Here is a 16,844-nt window from a genome sequence, read left to right on the forward strand (position 1 = left end):
TATGGCGGACGGGATGCGGCCCACCCTCGACAGCGATCTCCTGCGCACCTTCGTGGCCATTGTCGAAGCAGGCAATTTCACCAAGGCGGCCGAGCAGGCCGGTCGCACCCAATCGGCGGTTTCGATGCAGATGAAGAAGCTCGAAAGCGTCATCGGCGACAGCCTGTTCGAGCGCGGGTCGCGCGGCGTGGCGCTGACGCGGCGCGGCGGCGAGCTGATTGTCAATGCTCGCCGCATCGTCTCGCTGCTCGACGAGACGGCAGCGTCGATGGCGGCGGCGCCGCTCGGCGGGCCGGTGCGGATCGGCATTCCGGAGGAATACGGCCATGCCATCCTGTCGCGTGCGCTCGGCGCGTTCTCGAAGCGTCACACCAAGGTCGAGGTCACCGTGCGCTATGCCCATTCGGGGGCGCAGATAGCGGCGCTTGCCGCCGGCGAGCTCGATCTTTGCGTGGTGTTCGAATGGCAGGATCCTTCAGGCGGCGAAGTGCTGATGCATGATCCGACGGTGTGGGTGACATCGGTCCTGCATAACATGCATGAGGAGCGTCCGGTGCCGATCGCTCTCTATAACCGGGCCGGCTGGTGCAAGGATTTCGCCATCAAATCGCTCGAGCAGCGCGGGCTTGGCTACCGTGTCGCCTACACCAGCGACACGACAGGCGGGCTGAAGCTTGCCGTGACCTCGGGACTGGCGATCGCACCGATTTCGCGCAGCAACATTCCGGACGGCTGCCGGGAGTTGACGTCGGCCGACGGGTTCGGTGACATCGATTCCTCGAATGTGGTGATGCATCGCAACCCGAATGCGTCGGGCGAGGCGATCGACGGGATGCAAGAGGCGATCCGCGAGGCGTTCGTCAACAGGCAGACTCAGCCGGCCGCATCCTCGTAGAAATGCAGCCGGTTGCCGAACGGATCGGCAACCGACACCTCCCGGGTCTTCCACGGCGTCTCTTCCAGGCCCGGTCTGGCGAAACGGTATGCTTTGCCGATCAGCTCGCGATGCAGGGCGGCGATGTCCTCGACCTTGATGCGCATGGCGATGCCGGGCACGCCGTCGCCATGGTGTTCGCTCAGATGCAGGACGCAGCCGTCACGGCCGAGCGCCATGTAAAGCGGCGCGTTGTCGTCGAAGCGGTGCTCCCACAGCACCTCGAAGCCGAGGAAGCCGACGTAAAACTCATGGGCCTTGGCAATGTCGAATATGCGCAGGATGGGCGTCACTGTGCCGAATTTGGGCATGATGTTGCAGCCGCTCCCGAATTGCAGGCCGATGCCGCGGCGGCGATCCCTATTTCAGTTCCAGCAGCCGTTCCAGATAGCTGCGCTCGATGTCGGGGCTGAGCGCATTGCCGAGCCGTTTGCGGATCGCTTCCAGGATCTGGCGGGCGCGCTGCACGTCGATCTCGTCCGGCACCTTCACCGAATCGCCGAAATCGGGACCCTGGCTGGCGCGCGGCCGGCCGAGCGGATCGCGATCGGCGTTCTGCTGGCGACCGCCTTCCTCGCTGCCGCCTTCGTCGCCCTGCATCGCCTGCATCTGCTTCATCATGTCCTTGGCGCCCTTGCGCAGCGCCTCCAGCGCGCGGCCTTGGTGACCGACGGCCTGATCACCGTCACCATCGCCCAGGGCCTGCTCGGCATTGCCCATTGATTTGCCGGCCTCGCCGAAGCCTTCATTGGGCTCCATGCCCATCCCTTCCAGCCCCTTCTTCAACTGCTCGAGGTCGTTCTTCAGCTGGCCTTGGCCTTCCTGCAACTGCTTCAGCGCGTCGGCGAATTCCTGCGGCGTCATCGGCTTTTGCCCGGCGAGCGGATCGCGGTTCTCGCCTGCGCCCGGCCTGTCCTGATCCTCGCCGCCGCCTTCGCCGAGCTGTTCATCGCGGTTCTGGCCGCGCTGGCGCTCGCCGCGTTGCATCTGGTCCATGCGGAAGGTGTCGTTCATCATCTCCTGCTGGCGCCGCAGGATGTCGCCGAGCTTGTCCATCTGCTGGCGCATCTGGCTGTCCTGCTGGCCACCCTGCTGCTGGCGGCCGGCCTGGAGGTTGTTCATCATGTCCTGCAGCTGCGACAGCAATTGCTGCGCCTTGTCGCGATCGCCGGACTTCGCCAGGTTCTCGATCTGGTCCATCATGCGGTCGATGTCGCTCTGGCGCAGTTCCTGGCCGTTCTGCTGCATCTGCGGGGCATTGGGATTCTGCTTGGCGCGCTCGGCGAATTCCTGCAGGAACTGGTTCATCGCCTCGCGCAGTTCCTTCATCGCCTTTTCGATCTCCGCGTCGCTGGCGCCATTCTTGATGGCGTCCTGCAAAGCCTGCTGCGCCTGGCGCAGCCGCTTCTCGGCGGCCGAGAGATTGCCCTCCTCGATGCCGAGCGCGATTTCCCAGAGATAGGAGACCTCGTTGCGCAACTGGTCGTCGCTGTCGGCCATCTTCAACCGGCTGCGCGCGCTCATGATGGCGAGGTAGTGGGACATGTTGTCGAACGTGTCCTCGGGCCGCAGCGTGATCGCATCCATCAGGTCGAGCACGCGCGGCTTGGCGTTGGCGTCGAGCGCCAGCAGGCGGCGCTGCTCGATAACGGCCCGCGCCAGCGGATTGGAGAACGGCCGCTCCGGCATCACCAATGTCTTGGTTTCGCTGCTCGCCGTATGCCCGGCATCGTCGGTGGCGACCAGCGTCAACTTGATCTCGGCGCCAGCCCAGACGTGCTCGGTCAGGTCCTTCGAGGTCCGGGCGGCATTCGCCTTGCCGCCGCGGCGCGGCAGCGTCAGCGGCATGTCGGGCGGACCGTAGAGCGGACGCGCATCGGGCACCTGCGGATCGGCGAGCGCGAACACGGCCTTGGCGTTGGCGGCGCCATAATCGTCGTCGATCTGGTAGTTGAGCTCGAAAGCGCCGTTGACAGCGCGCTTCGGCTCGCCGACGAAACGGATCTGCGGCGGCTTGTCCGGGATCACTGCGAAGGCCCAACGGCCGAGTTCGTCCTCGCCCGACTTCAGCGTCAGCGTGCCATCGCTCGTCAGCTTGCCGATGAACTGACGCACTTTGGACTGCGCTGCCGGGCTTGCCGCCGGCTTGGCCGCAGCGGCCTGCGGGTCGGCGGGATCGATGGCGCGGGCATTGCCATTCTTGTCGGCATAGGCAAGTGTCTCCTCGCCCGTGCCGCCTGTGACGCGCAGCGAAACGTCGCTGCCTTCGGGAACGTGGAAGGCCGGCGCCGCCTGGTTGGCATCCGCGGTCAGGAAGATCGGGGGCTTGCCGGTATAAGCGGGCGGCGTCACCCATGCATCGATGCGCGGCGGCACGGCGTCATGCGCGTCCCGGGCGCTGAACGCGTCGGCTACCCGGCCACCGGTCGGTCCGAAGGAAAAAGCGAAGGCGGTGACGAGCAGAAGCGCCGCCACGGCGCGCAATCCCCAGGGATCGCGTTCCGGCACGCGCGTGCGCGGCACGTCGGCGCCGAGGCTGTCGAGCCTGTCGGCCATGCGCTTCTGGTGCTCGCGCCACAGCGCCTGCGAGAAGCTGCTTTCGCGGCCGCTCGGCCGGTCCGTCTGGGTCTGGACGGGGTGGTGCAGCAAATGGTTGCCCGCCTCGATGCGGCGGTCGATCTCGGCGCCGCCCGGCATGCGGAAAAAGCGTAGCGGGTAGAGCGCAGCCAGTGTCGCGACGCCGAAGGCGGCGACCAGCCCGATGCGCGCCGCATCGGGCAGGCGCGGGAAGAGCCCTAGCCAGGAAATGCTGAGAAACAGGCTGGCGACGACGAGAAGCGGCAGCAGGAGCGGCCAGCCCCGTTCGACCATCATCGACACCCGCGTCGCCAGCCGGCTGAGCGCCAGGCGCCCGGCGAGACCGCGATCGCTGCTGAAGATCGGTCGTTCCGTCATCGGCCCTTCCACGGGAGCGGGCGGGATGGCCCGAACCTCACGACTCGAAGAATACCCAGCAAACGCGGCGAAGGCGAGGCAGTTCCTGAAAAACGTGAGCGAGAGAAAGGCGCAGCGATCAGAATTTCGCCGGATTTGCGTTCGCGCCGCAGACCAGGACGGCAACCCGTTCGCCGGGTGCCGGCGCATAGCGGCCAGACAGGATGGCGCCGAAAGCCGCGGCGCCACCGGGTTCCGAGATGATCCGCACCCGGTCCCACAGCGCCTTCTGGGCGGCGACGATGTCGTCGTCGCTGACCAGGATGGAGCGTTCCACGAAGGCCTCGGCGATCGGGAACATCATCTCGCCGACACGTTTGGGCGCCAGGGAATCGGCGGCGATGCCCTCGGCCGGCGCATCGACCGGATGGCCGGCCTCGAGGGCGCGATAGAGTGTCGGCGCGCCCTCCGGTTCGACGGCGACGATGCGGATACGGCCGGCGAACCAGGCGGCGATGCCACCGATCAGGCCGCCGCCGCCGACGGCGACCAGCAAAGTATCGATCTGAGGCAGGTCGTTCTCGATTTCCAGTCCGAGCGTGCCTTGCCCGATAAGCGTTTCCTCCTGGTTGAAAGCGTGGATCTGCAAGGCGCCGGTTTGCTCGGCGAAACGTTCGCTGGCGGCCAGCGCCTCGGCATAGCGGGCGCCGCCGACGACCAGTTCGGCGCCGTAGCCGCGGATGCGCTCCAGCTTGGCCGGCGGGCTCACCTCCGGAACGAAGATGGTCGCCCTGTGGCCGAGCCGCATGGCGGCATACGCCACCGCCGCGCCATGATTGCCGCCCGAGGCGGCGACGACACCGGCCTCTGGGACCGGCCGCTCGAGAAGGTTGGTGAAGGCACCGCGCGCCTTGAACGAGCCGGAATGCTGCAGGCATTCGAGTTTGAGGTCGAGCGCCAGCGGCGGCCGGTCGAAATCGGCCATGTCGACGCGCAGCACCGGCGTGTGGCGCACATAGGGGCGGATGCGCGGTTCCATCGCGGCGATGCGTTCGCGCGTTATGGTGCTGCCGTCGGTCATGGCCATCTCCTTGGGATTGACAGTAATCAGTAACTTGGCAAAATGGCTAAATGCAAGAGGTTGATGTGTTCAAGGCGATCGCCAACGAACGAAGGCTGCGGATCCTCGATTGGCTGAAGGATCCGCGCGCGCATTTCCAGGCCCAGGCGGATGGCGATCTGGTCGAGGACGGCGTCTGTGCACTGCTGATCGCTGAAAAGCTCGGCATTACGCAGGCGACGCTCAGCGAGCACATGCGTGTGCTCACCCAGGCAGGGCTGTTACGGACCAGGCGCATCAAGCAATGGACCTTCTACCGCCGCGACGAGGACAAGATCGCCGAGACAAGAGCGCTCATCCAGAAGCGGCTATAGGGCCGCCGTCGGCGGCTTCTATGCAAGCCAGTCGGGCATCGAATCCAGGCCGATCAGCTCGTCATAGGTCTGGCGCGGGCGCACGACGTGGAAACGATCGCCGTCGACCAGCACCTCCGGTACCAGCAGGCGGGTATTATAGGTGCCGGCCTGCACCGCGCCATAGGCGCCAGCGGTGGCGATGGCGACCAGGTCGCCGGACTTGAGCCTTGGCAGGTCGCGGTCGAGGCCGAGATAGTCGCCGGTCTCGCAGACCGGGCCGACGATATCGACCGTCATGCGCGGCGCGTCGGCGAGCGGCAGCACCACCGGTCTTACGTCGTGAAAAGCGTCGTAGAGCGTCGGCCGGATCAGGTCGTTCATGGCGGCGTCCACGACGAGGAAATTCTTGGCATCGCCTTCCTTCGCGAAGATCACTTGCGAGACGAGGATACCGGCATTGCCAACGATCAGCCGGCCCGGCTCGAACATCACCTTCAAGCCGAGCTTGGTGACGTGCTTGCGGACGATCTGCGCATAGGCGTCGGGGAGCGGTGGCGGGTTGTTGTCGACGCGGTAGGGAATGCCGAGACCGCCGCCGAGATCGACATGCTCGATGGCATGGCCGTCGGCGCGCAGCGCGCCGACCAGTTCCACCAAAAGCGCGAAGGCATCGTCGAAGGGTTGCAGCTCGGTGATCTGGCTGCCGATGTGGGTGTCGATGCCGGTGACCTTGATGCCCGGCAATTCAGCCGCGCGCGCATAGACCTGACGCGCCTTCTGCCATGGGATGCCGAACTTGTTCTCGGCTTTGCCTGTCGAGATCTTCTTGTGCGTCCTGGCGTCGACATCCGGATTGATGCGCAGCGAGACCGGCGCCACCTTGCCCAGGGCAACGGCGCGCGAAGAGAGCAGGTCGAGTTCGGGCTCGGATTCGACGTTGAAGCACAGGATGCCTGCCGCCAGCGCAAAGTCCATTTCACGCGCGGTCTTGCCGACGCCGGAGAACAGGATCTTGTCGGCCGGGATGCCGGCTGCCAGCGCGCGCCGCAACTCGCCTTCCGACACCACGTCGGCTCCGGCGCCGAGCCTGGCCAAGGTCCTCAGCACCGCCTGATTGGAATTCGCCTTCATGGCGTAGCAGACTAGTGCATCAAGCCCGGAAAAGGCCTGGGCGAAGACGCGGTAGTGCCTAGTCAGCGTGGCCGTCGAATAGCAGTAAAACGGCGTGCCGACGGTTGCGGCGATATCCGTTATCGCCACGTCCTCGGCATGAAGCACGCCGTCGCGGTAGTCGAAATGATTCACGAGAGTGGTTCCGAAAAGTTGGAGCAGGGTAGGAGCGGTTTTAGCACTCTAAACCGCTCTCACCGGCTCTAGAGCAGCGGGTCGAGAATGAACTTCTTGTCCGCGACCGGTTTTTCCGGCTCCGGCGGCACAGGTTGGTGGGCCTTCTCGGCGTCCTTGCGTGCCTGCACGGCCGCCTCGTAAGGCGTGTCGAGACCGGACCTTCTGCCGCAAGCCGTAACGGCGGCAACCGCCGCAAGCAGCGTCAGTGTCACCAAAATCCTGCTTCCGGTCATCGATCCATCCGTCCGAAACTTTTTCCGCCGCTGCTTTTAGCCGAGTTCTCGGCGCATTGCACCCTGGATATTGCCGTTGATATCCGGGATATTGCCGGTCGCAATATCCGGCGTCACGCCTTGGCCAGCCGCTTTTTCCAGTAGCGGATCTGCTTCCTGACTTCGGCCGGCGCGGTGCCGCCGAAGGAGGTGCGGCTCTTCACCGAATTCTGCACGGCCAGCACCGAAAAGATATCCTGGGTGATGCCGGGATGGATCGACTGCAAGTCTTCCAGCGCAAGCTTCTCCAGGCTCAGCTTCTTCTCTTCGGCCAGCGCCACCGCCCGTCCCGTGACATGATGCGCCTCGCGGAACGGCAGGCCGAGCGTGCGCACCAGCCAGTCGGCAAGGTCGGTCGCGGTCGCGTGGCCGGAGCCGGCGGCCTTCTTCATCGCCGCCGCGTTCACCGTCATGTCCGAGACCATGCCGGTCATCGCCGCCAGCATCAGGTCGAGCGTCTCGGCGGCATCGAACACCGATTCCTTGTCTTCCTGCATGTCCTTGCCATAGGTCAAAGGCATGCCCTTCATCACCGTCAGCAGACCGACCAGATGGCCGGTGACGCGGCCGGTCTTGCCGCGCACCAGTTCGGCGGCGTCGGGGTTCTTCTTCTGCGGCATGATGGAGGAGCCGGTGGAGAAGCTGTCCGATAGCCTGATGAAGCCGAATTGCGGCGTCGACCAGATGATGATTTCTTCCGCCAGCCGCGACAGATGCGTGGCGCATATCGACGCCAGCCCAAGGAATTCCAGCGCGAAATCGCGGTCCGAGACGCTGTCCAGCGAATTGCGCATCGGCTCGCGGAAGCCGAGCGCACCGGCGGTCTGGTGGCGGTCGATCGGAAAGCTGGTGCCGGCAAGGGCGGCCGCACCCAGCGGGCTTTCGTCCATGCGTTCGATGGCGTCGCGCACCCGCGACAGGTCGCGCGAAAACATCTCGACATAGGCCATGCAATGGTGGCCGAAGGTCACCGGCTGCGCCGCCTGCATATGGGTGAAGCCCGGCATCACCGTCGCGGCGTGCTGCTCGGCCCGCTCCAGCAACGCACCGATCAGGCCTTTCAAGGCCTCGGCGACGCGAAAGCACTCGTCCTTGACCCAGAGCCGGAGATCCACTGCAACCTGGTCGTTGCGAGAGCGGGCCGTGTGCAGCCGGCCGGCGGCCGGACCGATCAGCTCGGCGAGACGGGCCTCGACATTCATGTGGATGTCTTCCAGCCTGGTCGAGAATTCAAACGTGCCCGTCTCGATCTCTTTCAGGATCGTGTTCAGGCCGTGAGCGATTTTTTCTTGATCGGCCGCCGAAATAATGCCCGTTTGCGCCAGCATCGCGCTATGGGCGATCGAACCTCTGATGTCCTGCGCATAGAGTTTGCGGTCGAACGAGATCGACGCGTTGATCGCTTCCATGATCGCGGCCGGACCCGAGGCAAATCGTCCGCCCCACATCTGGTTGCTGGTCTTCTTGTCGCTCATGGCTATAAAACCCGTGCTTCGGAGCAGTTTTGAGAAAATGGCAGACGGAAACAGATTTTTCCCGGCCCCGCGCCTGATCCTCGCCGCCCTGGTGGCGGGAGCGCTGGCCGGCGCGGTCGCGGTATATGTCAGCGAGAGCCGGTCTGGCAACAACGCCGCGCCGCAAGTCGCCGCCGGCGACAGCAAGGACGATGTCGCCTGCGCCGCCAAGAGCGAACGCGCCAAGAAGATCGCCGCTGCCGCCACCGGCGAGGTCGCGGCCCTCTTGCCCGCCGATCCGCCGCAATCGATGAAGAGCCTCGCCTTCAACGGCCCGGACGGCAAGCCGATGACCATCGCCGACCATGCCGGCAAGACGGTGCTGCTCAATCTGTGGGCGACGTGGTGCGCGCCATGCCGCGCCGAAATGCCGGCGCTGGACGCTTTGCAGAAGGAGAAGGGCAGCGATACGTTCCAGGTCGTCGCCGTCAATGTCGATGCCGGCGACGACGTGAAGCCGAAGAAGTTCCTTAGGGACACCGGCGTCGAGGCGCTCGGCTATTACCGGGATTCGACGATGGCGCTGTTCAACGACCTCAAGACGCGCGGCCTGGCGCTCGGCCTGCCCGTCACCATGCTGATCGACGGCGAAGGCTGCCTGATCGCTCATATGAACGGCCCGGCCGAGTGGTCGGGGCCGGACGCCAAGCGGCTTGTCGAGACAGCGCTCGGGTCGTGACGGAACTGGAGTCGGGCTGAGCGCAATCGCGGCTTGAGCACCGCGAGGCGCCCGCCCTGCTCATTGGCTTCGGCCGGAACCGTCGTAACGAAGTCGGTCAATTCGTCGAATGCCTCGATCGGCGGCGGCTTGCCGGATAGTAGCCCTGGCCGATCTCGCAGGCCCCGGCGTCCGGGAACTCACCTCAACGACATATGGCGAGCCGCTTCTGTTAGCGGCCAGACGAGCCGTTGTTTGGCAGGGGATACACGCCCTTCAATACTTCGTGGAAGTGATGACTGACCGCCGCGTTGCACTCGCAAGCAAGCGACCGCAGGCCGTCGACCCTGCGAACGGCGATCCGGGCACGGCGCGTCTCAATGAGGCCGCCTTCTTTCAGATCGCGTATGACGCGGCTCAAATAACTTCGGCCGACTCCGAGCATTACGGCGAGCTGTTCCTGTGTCAGCGCCAGATCGGGAGTGCCTGTCCGATCGATGGCGGCCAGCAGCCATTTTGCTGTCCTTTGCTCGATCGAATGCGCGGCATTGCAGGCGACGGATTGGAACATCTGCGCCATCAGGCAGTCAGCGTACCGCGCGAACAGGTTCCGCAACGTCGACGAGCGGGACTTCGCCTCTTCAAGGTTAAGCAGGTTAATGCGAAAGAACGAACCTCCCAATTGTACTTCAGCGCGAGCGTAAGCTGGAAGCCTGCCTTGGCTGACAACTCCGCCTATCGCTCCTTCTCGTCCGACCAGAGCCGTCTCGATCGCACGTCCGTCGCTCAGCACGACGAGATAGGAGATCAGGCTTGGGCCTCGCGGGAAGTATGCATGGCGAACGGTGTCGCCAGGTTCATAAAGCAGTGTTCCGGTGGGGGCCGACCATTCCTCGAGCCAAGGCTGGAGAATGCCCCAATCTTCCGCTGTGAGTGCCCGCAGAAGATTGTTGCCGATCATGCTGGAGTCTGTGTGGGCGCGGACTTCCATAACAATCCTCTGAACAATCGCTTGCGGCCCATATCCCAATAACCGGAGAAATGTCCACTAGTGCGCAGACGAGCAGAGCGCGAATGTCTAAAAAGTGACAGGGGTGCTGATCCAGGCCCCATCGAGCGCGAGCTGTGGCGCGTCGGCTCCAGGCGAAATGCTAGACGATCGCCTGGGCGGACAACAAAGCCCGGCGGTTGAATTCCTGGCGTGTCGCGTTCTGCACGCCGATACTGAACCCGTGCAACCAGCGTGAGATATGAACCCGGAACAACCGCCCGCTTCAGGGGCCAATCCCCTTCTCCGGCTCTACATCGCCGGAGACACGCCCGGTGCTCGTCGGGCGTTGGAAAGCCGCCTGAAAATAATCGAGGAGATGAGCGCAACCATTGAAATCCAGATTGTCGATATCCTGAAGCACCCTCATGAGGCGGAACGAGCAGGTATACTGGCAACACCGACGCTCTCCGACGAATCCGCCGATCCTCCGCGTCGTCTGGTGGGCGATATCAGCAATATCGTTCAGGTTCTCGACTATTTCGGTTTTCGCAAGAAGGGTGATATTCATGACCGCGACGGATGAGATCTCTATCGACCCGGTTCTCGAACGCGTCAATACAGGGATCGAGGCTTTTGACGACTTGGTGATGGGTGGCTTGCCGCGCGGGCGCACCACTATCGTGGGGGGCACGCCCGGCAGCGGCAAGACCGTGTTCGCCACGCAATTCCTGGCGCATGGCATCACCGATCTCAATGAAGCCGGTGTCTTCGTCACTTTCGAGGAGTCGCCAACCGAGATCGAGGTCAATATGGCGAGCTTCGGCTGGGACATCCGCGGCTGGCGAGCGGCGGACAAGCTTGTCTTCGTCGATGCGAGCCCGCGCGATCAGGATCAGGTGATTGTGGGCGATTTCGATCTCGCCGGTCTCCTGACCCGCATTCTGCACGCCAGCCGAAGCGCCGGGGCAAAGCGCATCGTGCTCGATTCGGTTACTCAACTTTTCGATCATTTCGTAGCCGAGCGAACGGCAGTGCGCCGCGAACTGCTGCGTATTGCGACCGCGCTGAAGAAAGAAGGGCTGACGGTCCTTATGACCGCCGAGCGCAACAGTGAATATGGTGAAATCTCCCGCCACCGAATAGAGGAGTTCGTCGCAGACAATGTCGTGATCCTTCGCAATGCCCTTGATCGCGAGCGCCGTCGACGGACCATAGAAGTCCTGAAAATGCGGGGCAGCCGTCACGTCGAGGGCGAAGTGCCCATAACGCTGGTCGCCGAACAGGGCATTGTGGCCGTGCCTTTGTCATCGTTGCGTCTGGAGCAGCAATCAAGCACGAAACGGGTCACCAGCGGCAATTCCGAACTCGACAAGATGTGCAGCGGCGGGTTCTTTCGCGACAGCGTAACCCTTGTCAGTGGCGCCACAGGCACCGGAAAGACTCTGCTGGTTACCAATTTTCTTGCGGGCGGAGTGGCTGCGGGCGAACGCGCCTTGCTCGTCGGCTATGAGGAGAGCCGCGGCCAGCTCTTCCGCAACGCGCGCAGTTGGGGCGTCGATTTCGAAGCCATGGAGGCGGATGGTCGGCTAAAGGTAGTCTGCCTTTATCCGGAAGCGCAGAGTTTGCCGGATCACCTTCTGATGATCCGCGAACTGGTGGCGGAGTTCAAACCCGATCGCATGGCAATAGACAGCCTGTCGGCATTGGAGCGCATCGCGCCGGAAACCGGTTTCCGGGAGTTCCTGATCAGCGTCACCTCCTTCATAAAGAAGCGCGAAATTGCCGGCCTTTGCACCGCTACCAACAAATCGCTTGTCGGTGGCCAGAGCGCTAGCGAGCAGCATATCTCCACGCTCACAGACTCAATCATTCTGCTGCGCTACATTCAGCAGGAAGAATTCATGCACCGCGGCATGATGGTGTTGAAAATGCGCGGCAGCGAACACGACAAGCAGATACGGCGCTTCACCATCGACAGCGGCGGCATGCATCTCGGAATGCCCTTTGACGGCGCGCCCGATGTATTCGGCGACTCCGCCTTGGCTAGCGCGCCGTCGACATGAAAAATGCCTTGAGCGTGGCGCAAAACGTCACCGAAATGCTGGAACCGTCCGGAGATACGTCTCTGGCCGGCATCAGCCAGCTCAGCTTTCGCCAGTTGATCGAAAATACCGCCGACGGGATGCTGGTGGTCGATTTGGACGGCACGGTGCTCTATGCCAATCCTGCGGCAGCCATAATTTTTGGACAGCCGCTTGATGAACTCCTGCACGTTCCGCTTGGCCGGCCGGTCGTCTCTGGAGAGATCGCCGAGATCACCGTTCACCGTTCCGGCCGCAAGCCGGCAGAAGTGGAAATGCGCACGGTCGAGGTTACCTGGGACGGCAGGCCGGCATTACTTGCCAGCCTGCGCGATGTCTCGGCTCAGCGATCAAGAGAAGAGAACGCACGTCAGTCACAAAAGCTCGAAGCCATTGGACGCCTCGCGGCCGGCATCGTCCATGACTTCAATAACCTGCTCGCCGTTTTCGAGTCTGGCCTTCGGCTTCTGCAGAGACAGATCGCTAAAGATCCCGCGGATGAGAAAGTCACTCCGCTGGTCGAGGAGATGCTCAGGCGGATCGAAAATGGAGGAGCGCTGACACAGCAACTGCTTGCCTTTTCCCGACGCCAATCCCTGGTTCCGGAACAGATTGATCTCAACGAACGAATCAAGGGGCTGACCACGCTGCTGGAACGGACGTTGGGGAGCGGAATCCGCGTGCAATGCAATCTGGATCCGGCCTTGGGCCCCGTCCTCATCGATGCCAACCAGCTCGACATCGCCGTTCTTAACCTTGCCGTGAACGCCCGGGACGCAATGAATGGCAGTGGCACCCTCACGATTGAGACCAGCAATTTTCCAAATGATCTGGAGGATTTGCGTGCAGCGGCGGCTTCATTCGTTCGCGTGACAATACACGATACCGGCTGCGGAATGAGCAAGGACACCCTGGCGCGCGTTTTCGAGCCATTCTTCACAACAAAATCGGAAGGGCAGGGTACGGGACTGGGGCTAAGCCAAGTTTACGGCTTCATCAAGCAATCCGGCGGGCATGTCCGAATCGATAGCGAAATCGGCCGGGGAACAAGCCTGCATCTCTACTTGCCCCGCGCTTCTGGAAGCTGAGGGGAGGCAGACCTGGCGCTCAACCCGTCAGGCTGAGCGGGCGTTGTCATGTCAGTGTTGTCATGTGCTGTTAGACACCGTCCGTCGGTGAGGTCGCTGACCGTCTCGATACAGGTCCCTGGTACATCAATTCAAACAACAAGCCGCCATGCAATCCTTTCCGGGTCACTTCCATCGGGAAGTGAACGCTACTTTAGCCGGAAGTGAAGTGCGCTTGCCCGCAACAAAACCGTTGTCCGCTGCGCGCGAACGACACATAGTGCCATTGCGGGAGTGTCCCTTTCGCCAATGACAAGCAATGAAAACGGGAGACGAAACATGAAGTTCTTTGGCTTCGCGGCCGGTGTCGCCGTGACCCTGCTTTCCACAACCTCCGCCTTCGCCGTCACGCAGATCAGCTGGTGGCACGCCATGACCGGCGCCAACGCAGAGGTCGTCGACAAGATTTCCAAGGATTTCAACGCCAGCCAGGGCGACTATCAGATCGTTCCGGTTTTCAAGGGCACCTATCCCGAAACGCTGAATGCCGGCATCGCCGCCTACCGCGCCGGCCAGGCGCCCGACATCATCCAGGTGTTCGATGTCGGCACCGGCGTGATGATGGCGGCCCGGGACGCGATCAAGCCAGTGGCCGAGGTGCTGACCGGCGCCGGGATGAACTTTGACAAGAGCCAGTATCTGCCAGGCATCGTCGGTTATTATTCGACGCCGGACGGCACCATGCTGTCCTTTCCCTACAACTCCTCCTCGCCGATCCTCTACTACAACAAGGACATCTTCCAGAAGGCGGGGCTCGACGTGAACAACCCACCCAAGACCTGGAACGAGGTGTGGGAGGATGCCAAAAAGATCAAGGCGAGCGGCGCCGCCGCTTGCGGCTACACCTCGACCTGGCTGACCTGGATTCACCTGGAAAACTTCGCGGCGTGGAACGATGTGCCGTGGGCCACGCAGCAGAATGGCCTGGCCGGCGGTGATGTCGAACTCAAGATCAACGCGCCGATCTTCGTCAAACATTTCCAGGCGCTCGCGGATCTGGCCAAGGACGGCACCTTCAAATATGGCGGGCGCACCTCCGAAGCCAAGCAGATATTCCTCGCCGGCGAATGTGGCATCTTCACCGAATCCTCGGGCGGCCTGGGCGACATCGTCAAGTCGGGCATGAACTACGGCATTGGCCAGTTGCCCTATGACAGCGACGCCAAGGGCGCGCCGCAGAACACGACGCCGGGCGGCGCCAGCCTTTGGGTCTTCGGCGGCAAGTCCGACGAGGAATACAAGGGCGTCGCGGCCTTCTTCGCCTATCTGTCCAAGACCGATGTGCAGGAATATCTACACCAGAAATCGGGATACCTGCCGGTGACGCTCGCCGCCTATGAGGCGACGAAAAAGTCCGGCTTCTACGACAAGAATCCCGGGCGCGAGACGCCGATCCTGCAGATGACGGGCAAGGCGCCGACCGACAATTCGAAGGGCGTGCGATTGCCAAACCTGCCGCAGGTGCGTGACATCCAGAACGAGGAGTTCGAAAAGATGCTTGCCGGCCAGGAAACCGCCCAGCAGGCGCTCGACAATGCCGTCACGCGCGGCAACGCGGCGATCAAGGAAGCGCTGGGGAATTAGGGCGCGGCGAGCCTATCGAGTTATAGTCCTTGCTTTACGAGGCCCTCCTCCGCCCTGCCGGGCATCTCCCCCTCAACGGGGGAGATCGGCTGTCGCGACCGTTTTCGGAAATTGCCAAGGCTGGAGCATGGCAGCCGTCGCAGGAACTGCCGATCTTCCTACAAGAGGAGGAGATGCCCGGCAGGGCAGCGGGGGGCGCGGTAGCGTGCCGCTCGGCTGATTATTTCTATGCCGGAGCGGCGCATTGACCCCGCGCGTCGTCTTTCCCAACAAGGTCTTGCCCTACCTCCTGGTGGCGCCGCAACTTGCCATCACGCTGGTGTTCTTCTATTGGCCGGCCGGGCAGGCGCTCTACCAGTCGATGCTGCGGCAGGATCCGTTCGGGCTGAGGAGCAGGTTCGTCTGGTTTGCCAATTTCCGCAAGGTGCTTGCCGATCCGGCCTATCTCAACTCGATCAAGGTCACAGTGGTGTTTTCGCTTGCGACCGTGATCGTTGCCATGGGCGTGGCGCTGCTCCTTGCCGTCATGGCGGAAAAGGTGGTGCGCGGCAAAGGCCTCTACCGCACGCTGATGATCTGGCCCTACGCGGTGGCGCCGGCGATCGCCGGCATGCTGTGGCTGTTCCTGTTCAACCCATCGATAGGCTCGCTGTCCTATCTGCTGAGACGTTTCGGCGTCGCCTGGGATCCGCTGCTCAACGGCACCGACGCCATGATCCTTCTGGTGGCGGCGGCCGCCTGGAAGCAGATCAGCTATAATTTCCTGTTCTTCGTCGCCGGGCTGCAGGCGGTGCCGAAAACGCTGATCGAGGCGGCGGCGATCGACGGCGCCGGCGAAACCAAGCGCTTCTGGACCATCGTCTTTCCGCTTTTGGCACCGACGACGTTTTTCCTTTTGGTCGTCAACACCGTCTATGCCCTGTTCGACACGTTCGGCATCGTCCACGCCGTCACCGGCGGCGGGCCGGGCAAGGCCACCGAGACATTGGTCTACAAGGTCTACAATGACGGCTTCGTCAATCTGATCCTCGGCGATTCGGCGGCGCAGTCGGTCATCCTGATGGTCATCGTCATCGCGCTCACCGCTATCCAGTTCCGCTACGTGGAACGCAAGGTTCATTACGGCTGAGGAGCGCGATGATCGGCCAATCCCCGTTCCGCATTTTCCTCGCACATGCCGTGCTCATCCTCGGCATACTGATCGTCGCCTTTCCGATCTACTACACGTTCGTTGCCTCGACGCAGACGCTGCAAACCATCCTCAGGCCGCCACTGCCCTTCCGGCCGGGCAGCGAGTTCTGGAACAATTACGGCGAGGCGCTATTCGGCGGCGTCGGCCGCATCGGCGGGCTCGGCGTCGGCAGGCTGCTCCTCAACTCCACGATCATGGCGCTCGGCGTCGCGGTCGGAAAGATATTCATCTCGATCCTGTCGGCCTACGCGATCGTCTTCTTCCGTTTTCCGCTGCGCATGACTTTCTTCTGGCTGATCTTCATCACCCTGATGCTTCCCGTCGAGGTGCGCATCCTGCCGACCTACAAGGTAATGGTCGATCTCGGCATGGTCGACACCTATGCCGGACTGATCATCCCGCTGATCGCCTCGGCCACCGCAACGCTGTTGTTCCGCCAGTTCTTCATGACCATCCCGGGCGAATTGGTGGAGGCGGCGCGCGTCGACGGCGCCGGCCCATGGCGCTTCTTCTTCGATATCCTGTTGCCATTGTCGCGCACCAATATCGCGGCGCTGTTCGTCATCCTTTTCATCTACGGCTGGACGCAGTATCTGTGGCCGCTGCTGGTCACCAACAGCAACGATATGAACACCATCGTCATCGCACTGAAGAAGATGGTCTCCTTCGCCGATGCCGACACCCAATGGCATTTGGTCATGGTCACGGCGATCCTGGCAATCTTGCCGCCAATCCTGGTCGTGGTGCTGATGCAGCGCTGGTTCGTGCGCGGACTGGTCGACACCGAAAAGTGA

General features: G+C 62.9%; 16 protein-coding genes. 9 read left to right on the forward strand and 7 right to left on the reverse strand.

Annotation, left to right across the window (positions count from 1 at the left end; genetic code table 11):
• Nucleotides 1-13: 13 nt before the first annotated feature.
• Nucleotides 14-895 (forward strand): LysR family transcriptional regulator, encoded by an 882-nt coding sequence (locus LB551_RS09825; protein ID WP_224629360.1) that lies wholly within the window; start codon nt 14-16, stop codon nt 893-895.
• Here LB551_RS09825 and LB551_RS09830 read toward each other — a convergent pair.
• The 3 genes from LB551_RS09830 to LB551_RS09840 all read right to left on the reverse strand — a co-directional run bounded on the left by LB551_RS09830 (nt 874) and on the right by LB551_RS09840 (nt 4,949).
• Nucleotides 874-1,245: a glyoxalase superfamily protein gene (locus LB551_RS09830; RefSeq protein ID WP_224629362.1), complete on the reverse strand. Its 372-nt coding sequence runs from the start codon at nt 1,243-1,245 to the stop codon at nt 874-876. The genes LB551_RS09825 and LB551_RS09830 overlap by 22 nt on opposite strands.
• Before the next feature lie 49 nt (nt 1,246-1,294).
• Entirely contained in the window at nt 1,295-3,889 is a 2,595-nt protein-coding gene (locus tag LB551_RS09835; protein WP_224659055.1) for a TIGR02302 family protein, read from the reverse strand.
• Nucleotides 3,890-4,007: 118 nt separating this feature from the next.
• Nucleotides 4,008-4,949, reverse strand: a complete 942-nt coding sequence (locus LB551_RS09840) for a threonine/serine dehydratase (RefSeq protein ID WP_224659056.1) — start codon at nt 4,947-4,949, stop codon at nt 4,008-4,010.
• Nucleotides 4,950-4,999: 50 nt separating this feature from the next.
• Here LB551_RS09840 and LB551_RS09845 point away from each other — a divergent pair, with 50 nt between their 5' ends.
• Nucleotides 5,000-5,302 (forward strand): ArsR/SmtB family transcription factor, encoded by a 303-nt coding sequence (locus LB551_RS09845; RefSeq protein ID WP_224659057.1) that lies wholly within the window; start codon nt 5,000-5,002, stop codon nt 5,300-5,302.
• Between the two features lie 18 nt (nt 5,303-5,320).
• Here the strand turns inward: LB551_RS09845 and lysA are convergent, their stop codons facing one another.
• From lysA to argH, 3 genes are all read right to left on the reverse strand, one after another.
• The gene (gene lysA, locus LB551_RS09850; RefSeq protein ID WP_224659058.1) at nt 5,321-6,589 is read right to left on the reverse strand and encodes a diaminopimelate decarboxylase; all 1,269 of its coding nucleotides are present in this window, start codon (nt 6,587-6,589) and stop codon (nt 5,321-5,323) included.
• A 68-nt stretch (nt 6,590-6,657) separates the two neighbouring features.
• Nucleotides 6,658-6,864: a lipoprotein gene (locus LB551_RS09855; RefSeq protein ID WP_140500798.1), complete on the reverse strand. Its 207-nt coding sequence runs from the start codon at nt 6,862-6,864 to the stop codon at nt 6,658-6,660.
• Between the two features lie 113 nt (nt 6,865-6,977).
• Nucleotides 6,978-8,378, reverse strand: coding sequence for an argininosuccinate lyase (gene argH, locus LB551_RS09860; RefSeq protein WP_224659059.1), 1,401 nt, complete (start codon nt 8,376-8,378; stop codon nt 6,978-6,980).
• 37 nt (nt 8,379-8,415) lie between these two features.
• Between argH and tlpA the strand changes: the two genes are divergently transcribed.
• Entirely contained in the window at nt 8,416-9,096 is a 681-nt protein-coding gene (gene tlpA / locus LB551_RS09865; RefSeq protein WP_224629376.1) for a thiol:disulfide interchange protein TlpA, read from the forward strand.
• Between the two features lie 211 nt (nt 9,097-9,307).
• Here tlpA and LB551_RS09870 read toward each other — a convergent pair whose 3' ends face one another.
• Nucleotides 9,308-10,036 (reverse strand): Crp/Fnr family transcriptional regulator, encoded by a 729-nt coding sequence (locus LB551_RS09870; protein WP_224659060.1) that lies wholly within the window; start codon nt 10,034-10,036, stop codon nt 9,308-9,310.
• 289 nt (nt 10,037-10,325) lie between these two features.
• Here LB551_RS09870 and LB551_RS09875 point away from each other — a divergent pair, with 289 nt between their 5' ends.
• From LB551_RS09875 to ugpE, 6 genes are all read left to right on the forward strand, one after another.
• Nucleotides 10,326-10,649: a circadian clock KaiB family protein gene (locus LB551_RS09875; protein WP_140553265.1), complete on the forward strand. Its 324-nt coding sequence runs from the start codon at nt 10,326-10,328 to the stop codon at nt 10,647-10,649.
• Complete coding sequence (kaiC, locus tag LB551_RS09880) at nt 10,633-12,129, forward strand: circadian clock protein KaiC (RefSeq protein ID WP_140553263.1); 1,497 nt, start codon at nt 10,633-10,635, stop codon at nt 12,127-12,129. The genes LB551_RS09875 and kaiC overlap by 17 nt, the downstream gene beginning before the upstream one ends.
• Complete coding sequence (locus LB551_RS09885; RefSeq protein WP_224659061.1) at nt 12,126-13,235, forward strand: two-component system sensor histidine kinase NtrB; 1,110 nt, start codon at nt 12,126-12,128, stop codon at nt 13,233-13,235. The genes kaiC and LB551_RS09885 overlap by 4 nt, the downstream gene beginning before the upstream one ends.
• Before the next feature lie 318 nt (nt 13,236-13,553).
• The gene (gene ugpB / locus LB551_RS09890; RefSeq protein ID WP_140553261.1) at nt 13,554-14,858 is read left to right on the forward strand and encodes a sn-glycerol-3-phosphate ABC transporter substrate-binding protein UgpB; all 1,305 of its coding nucleotides are present in this window, start codon (nt 13,554-13,556) and stop codon (nt 14,856-14,858) included.
• Nucleotides 14,859-15,102: 244 nt separating this feature from the next.
• Nucleotides 15,103-15,987 carry a sn-glycerol-3-phosphate ABC transporter permease UgpA gene (gene ugpA / locus LB551_RS09895; RefSeq protein ID WP_140553259.1) on the forward strand — a complete coding sequence of 295 codons (885 nt, stop codon included), beginning with the start codon at nt 15,103-15,105 and terminating at the stop codon, nt 15,985-15,987.
• 8 nt (nt 15,988-15,995) lie between these two features.
• Nucleotides 15,996-16,844, forward strand: coding sequence for a sn-glycerol-3-phosphate ABC transporter permease UgpE (gene ugpE / locus LB551_RS09900; RefSeq protein ID WP_140553257.1), 849 nt, complete (start codon nt 15,996-15,998; stop codon nt 16,842-16,844).

This window comes from Mesorhizobium sp. BR1-1-2 (assembly GCF_020165435.1).
GTDB lineage: Bacteria > Pseudomonadota > Alphaproteobacteria > Rhizobiales > Rhizobiaceae > Mesorhizobium.

Excerpts from the sequence above, each read along its gene's own strand:
- LB551_RS09825 (WP_224629360.1), top strand. The coding sequence starts at position 14 with ATGCGGCCCACCCTCGACAGCGATCTCCTGCGCACCTTCGTGGCCATT.
- LB551_RS09830 (WP_224629362.1), bottom strand. The coding sequence starts at position 1,245 with ATGCCCAAATTCGGCACAGTGACGCCCATCCTGCGCATATTCGACATT.
- LB551_RS09835 (WP_224659055.1), bottom strand. The coding sequence starts at position 3,889 with ATGACGGAACGACCGATCTTCAGCAGCGATCGCGGTCTCGCCGGGCGC.
- LB551_RS09840 (WP_224659056.1), bottom strand. The coding sequence starts at position 4,949 with ATGACCGACGGCAGCACCATAACGCGCGAACGCATCGCCGCGATGGAA.
- LB551_RS09845 (WP_224659057.1), top strand. The coding sequence starts at position 5,000 with ATGCAAGAGGTTGATGTGTTCAAGGCGATCGCCAACGAACGAAGGCTG.
- LB551_RS09855 (WP_140500798.1), bottom strand. The coding sequence starts at position 6,864 with ATGACCGGAAGCAGGATTTTGGTGACACTGACGCTGCTTGCGGCGGTT.
- argH (WP_224659059.1), bottom strand. The coding sequence starts at position 8,378 with ATGAGCGACAAGAAGACCAGCAACCAGATGTGGGGCGGACGATTTGCC.
- tlpA (WP_224629376.1), top strand. The coding sequence starts at position 8,416 with ATGGCAGACGGAAACAGATTTTTCCCGGCCCCGCGCCTGATCCTCGCC.
- LB551_RS09870 (WP_224659060.1), bottom strand. The coding sequence starts at position 10,036 with ATGATCGGCAACAATCTTCTGCGGGCACTCACAGCGGAAGATTGGGGC.
- LB551_RS09875 (WP_140553265.1), top strand. The coding sequence starts at position 10,326 with ATGAACCCGGAACAACCGCCCGCTTCAGGGGCCAATCCCCTTCTCCGG.
- kaiC (WP_140553263.1), top strand. The coding sequence starts at position 10,633 with ATGACCGCGACGGATGAGATCTCTATCGACCCGGTTCTCGAACGCGTC.
- LB551_RS09885 (WP_224659061.1), top strand. The coding sequence starts at position 12,126 with ATGAAAAATGCCTTGAGCGTGGCGCAAAACGTCACCGAAATGCTGGAA.
- ugpB (WP_140553261.1), top strand. The coding sequence starts at position 13,554 with ATGAAGTTCTTTGGCTTCGCGGCCGGTGTCGCCGTGACCCTGCTTTCC.
- ugpE (WP_140553257.1), top strand. The coding sequence starts at position 15,996 with ATGATCGGCCAATCCCCGTTCCGCATTTTCCTCGCACATGCCGTGCTC.